This is a genomic window from Fulvivirga sedimenti (assembly GCF_020328055.1).
This window is the reverse complement of sequence record NZ_JAIXNE010000003.1, coordinates 498,907-512,332: the sequence shown is the minus strand read 5'-3', so window position 1 is coordinate 512,332 and position 13,426 is coordinate 498,907. Positions and strand designations below refer to the sequence as shown.

Sequence of the window (13,426 nt, the reverse complement as noted above, 5' to 3'; positions counted from 1 at the left end):
TTTCAATAGTTTGAAAGGTATTGCCTCACTTTTTCACTTACCTGCTTGCCGGTAAAGCCAAATTTCTCGTCGAGGACTCCCGCTGGGGCAGAATATCCGAAGTGATCCAGACCAACTGCTTTGCCTTTTGGTCCGACAAGTGTCAGTAAATTATCCGGCAATCCCGCTGTAAGTCCGAATACAGGCACATTATCAGGAATCACTTCCTTTTGATATGCCTGGGGCTGTGTTCTGAACAGACCTTCAGAAATCGCACTCACGATCTGTACTTTCAACCCATCTGCTTCACGTAAAATTTCTGCGGCATCTACCAGGGTCGAAACCTCAGAACCATTGGCAACCAGAATGATGTCTGGATTTTCATCCCGTGTAACAATATACGCTCCTTTTTTTGCACCCTGTGCGGCCTCATAGCGACTCATGGAGCCATCGACAGGAAGGTCCTTAATATTCTGACGGGAGAAGATCAGGGCGGTAGGGGAGTCTGTATTGGCAAGTGCCATTTCCCATGCCACCGTCGTCTCCACTGCATCCGCTGGACGAAGAGCAAGCAGACTCATTTTATGGGAATGGTTTTTTAACTTTTCAAGCAGCCTGATCTGCGCTTCCTGTTCTACCGGCTGGTGTGTCGGTCCATCTTCCCCGACGCGGAAAGCATCGTGGGTCCAGACGTATTTCACCGGTAACTGCATCAAAGCAGCCAGACGGATGGCAGGTTTCATGAAATCAGAAAATACGAAGAATGTAGCCACCACCGGTATTACACCGCCATGCAATGCCAGTCCGTTCGCGATTGCTGCCATTGTTAACTCGGCAACACCGGCCTGCAGGAAAGCACCCTGGAAATTCCCTTTCGTGAATGAAGTTGTCTTCTTGAGAAAACCGTCGGTCTTATCTGAGTTTGACAAGTCTGCCGACGAGACGATCATATTTCCAACCTTTTCTGCAAACATGGAAAGTACCGTGCTGGATGCGTTCCTTGTGGCAATATTCGGTTTTTGTTCAACCTGGCTGAAATCAAGAACGGGAGCATCACCGCTCAGATACTGGTCAAGCAGACCGGCTTTTTCGGGGTTTGCCGATGCCCAGCCGTTGTATTCCTCATTTTTACGTTTGACATAGGCGCGTTTTTCATCAAGAACGCTGGCATAGTATTCAGCTACATCGTCGAATATTCTGAATGGATCTTCCGGATCACCTCCCAGGTTGGATACAGTTTTCGCAAAGGATGCCCCTGCACCGGTTAATGGCTGTCCGTGCGTATGGTAATTTGCTTCCATACTGCCGCCTTCTTCATCGACTGCGCCTTTACCCATAATGGTCTTTCCGATGATCAGGAATGGTTTTTCTTTTTCATCACCGGCGGCTTTCAGCGCACTTCTGATCTGTGCATGATCATGCCCGTCAATCGTCATTACGCGCCAGCCCCATGCTTCATACTTTGCGGCCGTATCTTCATTTGTTACATCCTCTGTGGCTGATGACAGCTGTAGATCATTTGAATCAAAGAACATAACCAGGTTGGATAACCCCAGGTATCCCGCGATCCGGCCTGCACCCTGGCTGATCTCTTCCTGAATACCACCATCGGATATGTAGGCATATGTCTTGTGCGCCATCCAGTCGCCGAAGCGGGCAACCAGAAAACGTTCTGCAATGGCAGCACCCACAGCCATTGCATGGCCCTGACCCAGTGGTCCTGAAGTATTTTCAATGCCGCGTTCAACATCCACTTCCGGGTGTCCGGGGGTCGGGCTGCCCCATTGCCGGAAGTTTTTCATATCGTCGATGGAATACTTTCCCTGAAATGAAAGAACTGCGTACAACATGGCCGACATATGGCCCGGATCAAGAAAGAAGCGGTCGCGGTAGGGCCACCGCGGATTATCCGGATCAAAGTTCATGAATTCTGAATACAGGATCTGTACAAAATCTGCTCCTCCCATGGGGCCTCCGGGATGACCGGAATTTGCCTTTTCGACCATGGCAGCCGAAAGAATTCGGATGTTATCTGCAGCTCTTAGTTGAATGTCGTTTTGCATGTTTGTTTGCTCTGTCTGGGGATTTAATTATTTCGTTGGTGAAATTACGATTCCTGCTGATGTATCCCAAGGGAGCTGAAATATTTGTAACGATAAATGCGATTACCTGTGGGTTGTATTTGCACTAATTTCGGCTTGTGTGTAACTTGAGCCCATAATCAAATACTATTGTATGTTTACTTCCGAAGATCAGCAACAGATAGACCAACTTGGAATTTCTCATTCAGATATTGAAAAGCAATTGGTGCAGTTCAGGAATGGTTTTCCACCGTTGCCCATTGTAAAGAATGTTTCGGAAGGAGATGGAATTCACAAAATTCAGGAATCCGACCGGGAGGAGTTGATCGGGCTTTATGAAACTGCCTGTGAAAATCTTCAGGTCCAAAAATTCGTACCTGCGTCAGGAGCCGCCTCAAGGATGTTCAAAGCATTGTATGAATTCGTGGCGGATGATAATGCCAGCCTCGGCACCCATAAGGATGTGAAAGCATTTTTCGAAGGTATCAACAAATTTGCGTTCTATTCAGACTTGAGGAAAGTGCTTCAGGAAAATGGCAAAGATCTGGATGCGCTGATTGCAGGCGGTGAATACAAAACAGTTTTAAATTATCTTTTGGATGAGCAGGGCCTTAATTACGGCTTTCTGCCAAAAGGTCTTATAAAATTCCACCAGTACGATTCATATTCAAGAACAGCTGCCGAGGAGCATTTGGTGGAAGCTGCCCAATATGCTGTTTCAAAGGGGCGTCAGGTATACCTTCATTTTACGGTTTCACCCCAACATACAGAATTGTTCAGGGCCCATTTGAACGAAGTTAAAGGGGCATACGAAAATGAATTTAATGTTACCTACCATATTGAATACAGTATTCAGGACCCTGCCACCAATACTATCGCCGTAGGGTTTGATAATGAGCCATTCAGGGATGAGAATGGCAGACTCCTCTTCCGGCCTGCGGGGCATGGGGCGCTGCTATCGAATCTTAATAAACTGGATAGCGATATCGTACTTGTAAAGAATATAGACAATGTGGTGCCCGACAGGCTCAAGGCCGATACCATTACCTATAAGAAACTTTTAGGAGGATTACTCATTCGTTATCAGCGCAAGATTTACAGCTTCATGGAGGCACTGGAGAGTCAGCCCGATCCTGCTGATGATTTTGTGAATGAAGTAGTTAAATTTTTACGTGAAGAAGTCTTTTATCAGGTTGCACCCACGTTTAACAATTTGACCAATAAGGAAAAGCGACAGGTGCTCATCCATATCTTGAACAGGCCTATACGTATTTGCGGGATGGTGGTGAATACGGGAGCTACAGGCGGAGGTCCTTTCTGGGTTCGAAATGAAGACGGAAGTTCATCACTTCAAATTGTGGAGACAGCGCAGATGAACCTGGATGATCCGAAGGTTAAAACACTACTGGAAGACGCGAATTATTTCAATCCGGTAGACGTGGTCTGCGGACTCAGGGATTATAAGGGACAGCCTTTTAATTTAATGAAATACAGGGATGATAATACGGGTATCATCACCGAAAAATCCCAGGGTGGCAAAAGTCTTAAGGCGCTTGAACTGCCCGGCTTATGGAATGGTTCCATGGCCGACTGGTTAACTGTTTTTATGGAAGTACCTGCGGTTACTTTTAATCCCGTTAAGAGCGTGAACGACCTGATGTCTGATGAACATCAGTAAAAGGATCATTTATTTTTAATTTCTCCGTCCCACTCGGAAATGCCTTTTGCCAGGTTATACAAAGGACCTTTAAAGCCCAGTTCCTCCAGGATCCTGCATGCTTTAGCCGAACGTGCACCGCTTCGGCAATAGATCAGGTACGTCTTACTTTTATCCATGGTTTTTGCCTTATCCTCAAATGATTCATTATTGAAGTCAACGAAAATGCTGGCGCCGGGGATATATCCTTCCTGGATCTCCTGTGGTGTTCGAACATCAATGATCACCGCACCGGGTTCTTTCATGATTCTTTTGAATTCATGATTTAAAATATTCTGATACATAGCTTTTTTTGTTTCTATATTACTAGATAAATACCTTTATTTCAAAGCGTTATTATACTTAATCTTACCTGCCTCATTGTGAGGTGTTTTCGTCATAAAATTCTGCCAGTTCTTTTATGAAAATATTCTTTGGATCTTTAAATATTTTACTTCCTATGGTGATTGCCTCATTATGATGCAGGCTGTGCTCACGGGTTAGAATATCCTCTATCAGGTCCTGGTGGGTGTCTTCCAGGTTAAGGTGTGCCAGGGCATTATTTAAAAGATACAGGTCCTGATCATCACCGAGGATGGTCGTAAGTAAGGATATTTCCCTGTTCAGATCCTGAATAAATACCGGGGGTTCGGGGAATAAAAGACACTGATACTGTAAATCCTTACTGCGCTTTCGCCATTCATGGAAATGTTCTGACTCTCCGGTGGTTTTGGTAGCTGAAAAAGCCGCACGTGCAGCACCATAGGTTTTTGAAATACCCTGCAACAAATCCGACGGATCATCTACATAAAATGGTTCATAAGACCTTTGAAATTCCAGTAATCGCGATTCGGTTTTGCTGAGACGCTTAATAGCGGCCCCGGAAAGTATTTCCTTCCTGTTGTTCAGATATTCAACAACGGGCATGAATACAGCCGGGGATAAAAGTGATCCATACTTTTCCCTTACTTTTTGAAGAGCATCCATGGCGGAAGAACTGTCGCGCAGGGCGGAAATCTCTTTCCCGATAGAGGATAGTTGTTGATTGTATTTTTTAGTATTTGGGTGAGAGCCAGCTGCTTTGAGCCATCCTCTTATTTTTTTTAGTGATTTTCGCGTTTCATGAACTACCGGGTGTACAACATTTTCATGACTCGTTTTAAGTAATTGGAGTGAATTGGTAAGTTCGGAAAGTATAAGTTGATCGAAAAAACTGTAGGCCGACTCCATATATTCAGTTTACAAAAAGCCTGACAGTTACCTGCCAGGCTGTTCCCATTGATTGATTTGTTTGCTTCATTCCACCATTACCTTACGGCTGATGTGTTGTACTCCTGTTTTATGAGGCATATAAATAGTAAGTATACCCTTGTCCAGTGAAGCATGAATCCTGTCCTGGTCAATGGCATCGGCAATTTCAAATGATCGCTCACTTAATCTTCCCGGTACTTCCTGATGAATAAGTTCATCCTGTTGAGTTCTTTTTCTTTCAGCTTTTACCTTAATGATATCATTTTTCAACTCAATGGTGATGTCTTCCTTCGAAAATCCCGGCATGGTAAGTTCAATCTTATACTCGTCTTCGGCTTCAATGATATTGGCCATTGGTTTGGTTAACCATCTGTCATCGAAGGCACTCCTCCCCATAAAATGCCCGTAGTCAATAAAATGTCCATAACTATCCCCGATCCGGTGAAACGGGTTATTTCGAATATGCAGCGGTAACATGATAACCTCCTTTTATTTATGAAAATATACAAAGGAACTCAGTCGGATTCGTTGACCTGCATCAAGGATTGCAATGATGCTGGTCATAAGTGTTTACATACTTTACGCTGAACTTAGTGGAAAGAATAAATTATGGAATATTATCACGCCAGGGAATTTGCCGGGTTATCCTATGAGGAGGTATTGGCGCTTGTTCCCGAAGCACTGAAGAAGGAAGGGTTCGGAGTGCTAACTGAAATTGATGTGGCCCGTGTTATGAAGGAAAAGCTTGACAAAGACCTGCGGCCCTACAAAATATTGGGCGCCTGCAATCCCAACTTTGCCTATCAGGCCTTATCGTTGGAGAATAAGATCGGAACGATGTTGCCCTGCAATGTGGTTGTGCAGGAGCTTGAGAATGGTAACACTGAAGTTGCAGTAGTTGATCCGATGGGCTCAATGCAGGCGGTGGAAAATGAAGGCCTTGCAGAAGTGGCGGCAGAAGTTCAGGAGCGGTTAAAGCGCGTATTGGATCACATTTAATTATTTCAGTGAATAATCCCTCAGGATGGTAGAGGTGAGGTACGATGTTTCAGCGCCATCGTTTTTATCTATTTCAATCTGTAAATTATCAAATTGGTATTCGCCAAGACCCTTGCAGAACCACCGGAATTGTTCTATGCGCTCATTCTGATAGTAATAGATGCTTAACGTACGCAAACACCTTCGGTTGCCGAAGCGTGTTTCCATAGAAGGCAGGCCGCCTAAAATATAGTGCTCATAGGGTATTATTCCATCCCGGGAAGAAACCATGAATTGTGCATCCTGTGGTTCATTGATGTATTCGAGGCTGAGGTATTTATATGAACCTGCGGTGTAGATCCATCCATCTTCTGCCGGGTAGAGGTAATCCCGTCCGAGATCTACACTGTCCGGCACCAATTCAAGTTTATCAATGTAGTAACAACAGGTATCCACGCGCCAGTAAACTTCGGTTTCAGCAAAAAGATCCCCTGAAGAATTATAAAAGTATTTGTCAAATTCCCAATAGTTGTCGACCTCCAGCGGAAGGAACTCTGAAAGATCAGTTTCCACGACATCTGCAGAATTGTCATCATCTGAACAAGATAAACAACAGCATATGACAACAAGGAATAGAAAGGTGCCTCTATAGTAACGCATGAATTCCAGGTTCAATACCCGGTAAAAAGTAAAAATGATGCATTCTCTGCAAAAAAATATCTATAAAGTACAATTGTACCAGTTGAATTAGATAAAATTTAAGGTGAAATCCAAATTCATTAAAGCTTATTCATGCCCTTCCATACCAGAAATGCCGGGTACCTGACCGGGCATATCCTCGGTCCATGTACGCACCGGTGCTGATTTTTTGTCCGGAAATACCTGGTCAAGGGTTGTCGCATCATAGAGCCGTCCGTTCATCATTACCTTCTCGATACCCCGTGTATTCCGGATATTTTCCAGCGGATTTTTGGAAAGGATTAAAAGGTCAGCCTGTTTCCCTGGTTCAATGGAACCCACCTCCTGATGCAACCCAATCGATTCAGCGCCCATTATGGTTGCTACTTTGAGTGCTTCATGTGCAGACATTCCGCCGGACTGTATAGACCATAGCTCCCAGTGGTAGCCAAGACCCTGGAGCTGCCCGTGGCTCCCTACTCCCGCACGTCCTCCGGCCTTCACGATCGAATTTACTTCAGCAGCCAGTGGTTTAAATACATGCTCTTCATCCATGAACCATCCGCCAGGTCCGGGACCAGTGCCTGCTCCGCGTCTCCTTGTCTTACTGTCGATTTCAGAATGAGGAGTAAAATAATTCAATTGTTGGTCGTCATGTGGATTTTCACGGGTATAGTAATAGTTTTCCGCCCATGGTCCGCCATAGGCTACCAGAAGTGTTGGGGTGTACGCCGTATTGGAAAAAGCGATTAATTCAATCGCATCATCATACAATGGAAAAATGGGGAAGGAGTGTTCATGTCCGGGGTATCCATCAATGATTTGCGTGAGATTTTGCTTGAAATTCAGGGAGCCTTCTGTGGTTGGCATGATCTCCTGTTCCCGGCAAGCCATGATAATCCATTGACGCTGCTGCCTGTTTCCGGCCACGTACATCTTGATGGTTTTGGTATCATAATAGGACGAATACCTGGAAACAAGTTTTCGGGCGTGATCCAGGTTCTCAATTTGCTCCTGCCAGAACATACCCGGCCCGGTGGAGTAAATCCTCGGCCCAAGCATTTTTCCCGCCTTTACCCTGTCTTCATACGTTAGAATATCTGTAGTGGAAGTCTGAGGATCGCGAACAGTTGTTACACCAAACGCCAGGTTTGCCCAGAATTGCCAGGCTTCCGGTTTGTGTATATCCCAGGCCGGTCTGACGTGAGCATGGGTATCCACAAACCCCGGAATGATCGTTTTTCCTGTTACATTCATTCGTTCAGTGTCCCCTGAAACCTCAAAACTTCCGGAGGGACCGACATTTTTAATGCGGTTATTTTCAACCAGCAGCCACCCATTTTCGATGATCTCATCACCATTCATGGTGATAATCCTCGCGCCTGTTAACAGTAATTTGCCAGCGGGCAAATCCCGTTTCGCCGTTACCCGGATACGGAATTCCTCCGGTGAATATTGAAGGGTGTCCTTGTTTAACTTTTTGTTCTCTTCCTCAAAATTTGTGGCTACCGTTTCACGCATCGATTTCAACTGCATTGCAGAATCGAGGTCATAGATAATGTGCGCATTGCCGATTGACCAGTGCACCTTTGTCATATCCTTTGAGAAAGCCAGAAACTGTCCGCCGATATCGGAGAGCTTTTGAACAGGAAAGGACGCTTTATCCCCCTTGGAAACATTGATGGTTTGCGTTTCGCCTCCCACCATCGGGATAGTGAGCAGATACATATCGTTGTAGACCTGAGCGACGGCTCTTGATTCATCATGGCCAATGATGATGCGGGAGGCCTCGAGTGGGCTTTGGGAGCCGGGTGGGGTTGTGCCAACAACCTTCACATGTTTCTTTTCATCTGAACCATCCCATCGTATGGACAGGAGTGTACCATCATTGTTATTCAGATAAATTCTGTCGGGGTTACGGGAAAAATGTGGAAACTCACGCCGATAGGTGTAATCTATCAGTGTGGCGGTCCCGCCGTCTGCACTGATCCAGATGAGTTCCCGTCCGGTTCCGGGCGCACGCTGGTTGAGGGATTTCTGAAAATTCACAGCCGGTCCGCGAAGTGCAACAATCCGCTTGCCGTCAGGCGACCAGGCCGGAGTTTCGTAGATGGCATTTTCACGGGTCAACTGTACAGGTTGACCAGCCTTTTTACCGCTAATGAGAGTTTTATAAATATGGCCAACCCCATCATTCCAGGTAGTATATGCAATCCAGGTGCCGTCGGGCGACCATACGGGCTGTGCCTGGATAAACTCCTGGTTCGTAAGCCTGCGTGGAATTTTTTCGTTCAGATCCATGACATACAGACGATCCAGGGAAGTGAAAGCCAGTTTCGACCCATCTGGTGATGGAATTGCATCCCTTATTTGCTTTACGATGAATTCACTGCTGTCGGGAATCGGGTATTCAAATTGCAACTCCGGTCCGAGCTCAATGGTTGTATTGATGCTGAAGGGGATTTCTACGGCTTGTCCGCCGGAAACCGGGATTCGCCAGATTTTACCTCCATAGGAGGCAACTAATTCCTTCGAATCAGGGGTGAATGACATTCCCGGTAAGGCATCCCGGGTTCCCCGCGATTCCTGATCATCTCGCTGAACAGGATAGGCGAGCCAACGCTCCACACCGGATTCGAGATCCCGGATGATGAGGCCTGTCTGAGCTTCATAGCGGGTTCCGTATACAAGCCACTTACCGTCCGGTGAAGGTGTGGGACGAATTCCCGACCCTTCCCGGAACGACATCACTTCGTTTTTACCTGTTTGACGATCATATCTTCCGATCTGAAATTGCGGAAAAATGGCATTGTATTGCCAGTCGCCCTCACGTTGGGCATACCAAATAAAGCGGTCTGAATTGCCAAAGGCTGCACCGGTCATTTTTATATTTCCGGGTTCTGACATTAATTCCACGCCTGTTCCGCCATCCACATGATACATCCATAATTTTAGAGTGCCGCTTCTGAATCCTGCTTTGGAGGCAAGGATATATTGGCCGTCGGGTGACCATTCCGGACTTTGATAACGGTTCGTATTACCATTAGTAACCGCCTTATCCTCGCGCGTTTCGAGATCAATGATCCAGATATTTTCGCCGCCGCTTTTATCGGAGGTAAAAACTACCTTCTTGCCGTCGGGGGAAAAGCGTGGCTGACTGTCGAATTGCATTCCTGAGGTGAGTTGCTCAGCAGATCCTCCGGAAAATGGCAACAGATACAGATCCCCAAGGAAGTCGAAAACCACCTGAGTTCCATCGGGGTGAATATCCAGACTTAGCCAGCTTCCCTGGTTTGTGCTTATCGAAAATTCCCGGCCAGGTTCAAGCGGCAGGTCTTCGTTTGATTTCTGGATTGAGTCTGATTTTTCCTGTGAATAGGATATTGATGCACACAGAAAGGTAAGTACGAGTAGTAGTGGTTTCTTCATGGATGTTCAGATGCGTTTCCCTGAAAATAACCAATGACATACGTATTTTTTCGAAAAATGTGATGGACGGAAAAAATAAGGCAGACTTCATAGAGTTTCGAAGTTTTGCCCTGAATGCAGCCCGAATATATTTAAACTCCCTGTGAAACCTAAGTGGTTAAATGCTGCCGGGGTTTTGCCAGCTTTTTATGAATATCATACCCATATTGTTTTTTTCTTTGTCGCCGATTCCCGAAATTTTAGTAAACACAGGAATCGGCTGACCTCGTAAAATCTTGAAATAATTCAACGCCGCAAATTAGGAATTATAATACGATGACAAATTATATAAAAGAAATACACACATCTGAAGGAACACGAAAAATTGCAGACCTGGGTTCGGTCACAGGTATTGACCGGCTTCCGTTCTCTATTCGTATTTTGCTTGAAAATGTAATGCGGAATATCGACGGACTTGGAATTACAGAGGATCATTACACTATTCTGTCAGGTTGGGATTCGCAGGGAACCGACAGTGACATTCCCTATAAACCCGCCCGGGTGTTGATGCAGGACTTTACAGGAGTTCCGGCAATTGTTGATATCGCTTCCATAAGGTCTGAAGTAATCCGAAAAGGTAAAGATGGTTCGAAAATCAATCCACTTATTCCTGTGGATCTGGTTGTGGATCATTCGGTCCAGGTGGATTTTTTCGGAACAGAAGATGCCTATGAAAAGAACGTGGCTAAAGAATATGAGCGTAACCACGAACGCTATTCTTTACTGAAATGGGGGCAGAATTCCTTTGATAATTTTGGTGTGGTACCACCGGGCATGGGTATCTGTCATCAGGTAAACCTGGAATATCTAGCACAGGGGGTGGTGGATCGGGATGGTTGGTTGTTTCCTGATACGCTGGTTGGTACAGACTCACATACGCCCATGGTGAACGGTATTGGTGTACTGGGTTGGGGAGTAGGAGGTATCGAAGCAGAAGCAGCAATGCTGGGTCAACCGATTTATTTTACTTGTCCGCAGGTTATCGGACTTGAATTAACAGGACGTCTGGGTGAAGGCATAACGGCGACCGACATGGTGCTGGCCATTACAGAATTACTTCGAAAATACGGAGTGGTTGGTAAATTCGTCGAGGTTTTTGGGGACGGCCTTGATCACCTGACAGTTCCGGACAGGGCTACAATTTCAAACATGTCTCCGGAATTTGGATGTACGGCCACCTATTTTCCGATTGATGATCAGACTATCGACTACATGCGGCGTACAAACCGGCCGGATGAAGTGATCGAGCGAGTGATCTCCTATACCCGGAAAAACCATCTCTGGAGAACCGGAAATGAAGAAATTGAGTATAGTGACGTGATCTCCATGGATTTGTCAAGCCTTGAGCCAACGGTTTCGGGACCTAAAAGACCTCAGGATAAGATACTGGTTCGAAACCTGAAGGAGAAATTCTACGAGCTTATCAACAAAGAGTACGACCATCGGAAAAAGGCCGCGGAGAGTGCTCCGGAATCCAACTGGCTTGGCGAAGGAGGATCACTTACTGAATTCGTACATGCAGAAAATCAAATCCAAAAAGTACGGTCGGCACGTGTGAAATATAATGGAGAAGAATTTGTTCTGCACGACGGTTCAATTGTCATTGCAGCGATCACCAGTTGTACCAATACCTCAAACCCGAGTGTAATGGTGGGTGCCGGACTGGTGGCGCGGAAAGCCAGGGAAAAGGGACTGAATGTGAAGCCTTGGGTAAAGACCTCCCTGGCGCCCGGTTCTAAGGTCGTTACACGATATCTTGAACGGTCGGGACTGGATAAGGCACTTGAAGAGATGCGGTTCAATACGGTAGGCTACGGATGTACATCCTGTATTGGCAATAGCGGGCCGCTTCCCGAACCCATCGCAAAGGCAGTTACCGAACATGAACTGAATGTTTCTTCTGTACTATCGGGGAACCGGAATTTTGAAGCTCGTGTGCATCCCCAGGTCCGCATGAATTTTCTTGCCTCACCGATGCTGGTGGTGGTTTATGCCATTGCAGGACGTGTTAACATCGATCTGATGACCGAACCCATAGGATATGATATGGACGACGTCCCGGTCTTTATGAAGGATATCTGGCCAACCATGAAGGAGATTCAGGAAGTGATGAAAACTTCAATATCCCGTGAAGATTTCGCGCAAACCTACAGTGTAATCTTTGACGGTGAAGCACAATGGCAGGATCTGCCGGCGCCTTCCGGACTGGACTATCGTTGGAGCGATGATTCAACCTACATCAAGGAAGCCCCATTTTTTAAAAATATTTCAGAATTCCCGTCTAAGTCTTCAGATATTATTGACGCACGGGTACTGCTTAAATTGGCTGATTCCATCACAACAGATCATATTTCACCTGCAGGAGCCTTTTCTCCCAATTCGCCCGCCGGTCAATATTTACTGGAACAGGGCGTAGAATACCGGGATTTCAACTCGTATGGATCCCGCCGTGGAAATCATGAGGTAATGATGCGCGGAACTTTTGCGAATGTCCGCATCAAAAATGAGCTTGGCACCAAAGAGGGAGGATTTACAACATACCTTCCGGGAGATGTGGAAATGAGTGTCTTTGATGCTTCCATGAAGTATCAGTCAGATGGCACAGATTTGATCGTGATTGCCGGTAAGGAATATGGAAGTGGATCTTCCCGTGACTGGGCGGCAAAGGGTACGACATTACTTGGAATTCGGGCGGTAATAGCCGAGAGCTATGAACGTATTCACCGAAGTAACCTGGTAGGTATGGGCGTTTTGCCACTCCAGTTTCTGGAAGGTGAGAGTGCTTCGGTTCTTGGCTTAACAGGAAGGGAAATTTATTCCATACGCGGTATAGAAGAAGGACTGGAGCCGGGGAAAGTACTTAGTGTAGTAGCAACTGGCGACGGGAATGAAAAAACATTTGATATTGTCTGCCGGCTCGACTCCAGAATTGAGATTGAGTATTATAAGAATGGAGGTATTCTCCACTATGTATTAAGGAATTTTCTGGCCGGAAACGTATGATGCAGTTTGAGGAGATATTGCGACTGCCGGAAAAGTCCGAACCATTGAAAAAGTGGCCGGTGGAAATTTGTGCACTTTGGTATGACCGCCAGGGTGAATGGGAAAAAGCGCATGAACTCGTTCAGGATGCGGATTCCGGTAACGGGGCTTGGGTTCATGCCTACCTGCATCGCAAGGAAGGTGACCTATGGAATGCCGACTACTGGTACCACCGGGCCGGACGGCGGCGACCCGACACGTCGATCACGGAGGAGTGGTTCGATATATTGAAAAATATCGCCGGCTGAACGGG

Annotated in this window: 10 protein-coding genes; 4 read left to right on the top strand and 6 right to left on the bottom strand. The window is 46.1% G+C overall.

What is annotated here, in order from left to right:
* Positions 1 to 2: 2 nt before the first annotated feature.
* Positions 3 to 2,042, bottom strand: a complete 2,040-nt coding sequence (locus LDX50_RS14515; RefSeq protein WP_225698022.1) for a transketolase family protein — start codon at positions 2,040 to 2,042, stop codon at positions 3 to 5.
* 172 nt (positions 2,043 to 2,214) lie between these two features.
* Here LDX50_RS14515 and LDX50_RS14510 point away from each other — a divergent pair, with 172 nt between their 5' ends.
* Positions 2,215 to 3,738 (top strand): DUF4301 family protein, encoded by a 1,524-nt coding sequence (locus tag LDX50_RS14510; RefSeq protein WP_225698021.1) that lies wholly within the window; start codon positions 2,215 to 2,217, stop codon positions 3,736 to 3,738.
* Between the two features lie 5 nt (positions 3,739 to 3,743).
* Here LDX50_RS14510 and LDX50_RS14505 read toward each other — a convergent pair whose 3' ends face one another.
* The 3 genes from LDX50_RS14505 to LDX50_RS14495 all read right to left on the bottom strand — a co-directional run bounded on the left by LDX50_RS14505 (position 3,744) and on the right by LDX50_RS14495 (position 5,484).
* A complete protein-coding gene (locus tag LDX50_RS14505) occupies positions 3,744 to 4,061 on the bottom strand; it encodes a rhodanese-like domain-containing protein (protein ID WP_225698020.1) in 318 nt (105 codons plus the stop codon).
* Between the two features lie 73 nt (positions 4,062 to 4,134).
* Positions 4,135 to 4,986 (bottom strand): CHAD domain-containing protein, encoded by an 852-nt coding sequence (locus LDX50_RS14500; RefSeq protein WP_225698019.1) that lies wholly within the window; start codon positions 4,984 to 4,986, stop codon positions 4,135 to 4,137.
* Between the two features lie 66 nt (positions 4,987 to 5,052).
* A complete protein-coding gene (locus tag LDX50_RS14495) occupies positions 5,053 to 5,484 on the bottom strand; it encodes an Hsp20/alpha crystallin family protein (RefSeq protein ID WP_225698018.1) in 432 nt (143 codons plus the stop codon).
* A 132-nt stretch (positions 5,485 to 5,616) separates the two neighbouring features.
* Between LDX50_RS14495 and LDX50_RS14490 the strand changes: the two genes are divergently transcribed.
* Entirely contained in the window at positions 5,617 to 6,006 is a 390-nt protein-coding gene (locus tag LDX50_RS14490; protein ID WP_225698017.1) for a DUF302 domain-containing protein, read from the top strand.
* Here the strand turns inward: LDX50_RS14490 and LDX50_RS14485 are convergent, their stop codons facing one another.
* Positions 6,007 to 6,645 (bottom strand): hypothetical protein, encoded by a 639-nt coding sequence (locus LDX50_RS14485; protein WP_225698016.1) that lies wholly within the window; start codon positions 6,643 to 6,645, stop codon positions 6,007 to 6,009.
* A gap of 126 nt (positions 6,646 to 6,771) precedes the next feature.
* Positions 6,772 to 10,092, bottom strand: a complete 3,321-nt coding sequence (locus tag LDX50_RS14480) for an amidohydrolase family protein (RefSeq protein ID WP_225698015.1) — start codon at positions 10,090 to 10,092, stop codon at positions 6,772 to 6,774.
* 315 nt (positions 10,093 to 10,407) lie between these two features.
* Between LDX50_RS14480 and acnA the strand changes: the two genes are divergently transcribed.
* Together acnA and LDX50_RS14470 are read left to right on the top strand one after the other, a co-directional pair.
* Positions 10,408 to 13,134, top strand: a complete 2,727-nt coding sequence (acnA, locus tag LDX50_RS14475) for an aconitate hydratase AcnA (protein ID WP_225698014.1) — start codon at positions 10,408 to 10,410, stop codon at positions 13,132 to 13,134.
* Entirely contained in the window at positions 13,131 to 13,421 is a 291-nt protein-coding gene (locus tag LDX50_RS14470) for a hypothetical protein (protein ID WP_338030001.1), read from the top strand. The genes acnA and LDX50_RS14470 overlap by 4 nt, the downstream gene beginning before the upstream one ends.
* Positions 13,422 to 13,426: the final 5 nt, after the last annotated feature.

Coding starts and splice junctions, on each gene's coding strand:
- LDX50_RS14495 (WP_225698018.1), bottom strand. CDS start 5,484: ATGTTACCGCTGCATATTCGAAATAACCCGTTTCACCGGATCGGGGAT.
- LDX50_RS14505 (WP_225698020.1), bottom strand. CDS start 4,061: ATGTATCAGAATATTTTAAATCATGAATTCAAAAGAATCATGAAAGAA.
- LDX50_RS14470 (WP_338030001.1), top strand. CDS start 13,131: ATGATGCAGTTTGAGGAGATATTGCGACTGCCGGAAAAGTCCGAACCA.
- LDX50_RS14485 (WP_225698016.1), bottom strand. CDS start 6,645: ATGCGTTACTATAGAGGCACCTTTCTATTCCTTGTTGTCATATGCTGT.
- LDX50_RS14480 (WP_225698015.1), bottom strand. CDS start 10,092: ATGAAGAAACCACTACTACTCGTACTTACCTTTCTGTGTGCATCAATA.
- LDX50_RS14510 (WP_225698021.1), top strand. CDS start 2,215: ATGTTTACTTCCGAAGATCAGCAACAGATAGACCAACTTGGAATTTCT.
- acnA (WP_225698014.1), top strand. CDS start 10,408: ATGACAAATTATATAAAAGAAATACACACATCTGAAGGAACACGAAAA.
- LDX50_RS14500 (WP_225698019.1), bottom strand. CDS start 4,986: ATGGAGTCGGCCTACAGTTTTTTCGATCAACTTATACTTTCCGAACTT.
- LDX50_RS14515 (WP_225698022.1), bottom strand. CDS start 2,042: ATGCAAAACGACATTCAACTAAGAGCTGCAGATAACATCCGAATTCTT.
- LDX50_RS14490 (WP_225698017.1), top strand. CDS start 5,617: ATGGAATATTATCACGCCAGGGAATTTGCCGGGTTATCCTATGAGGAG.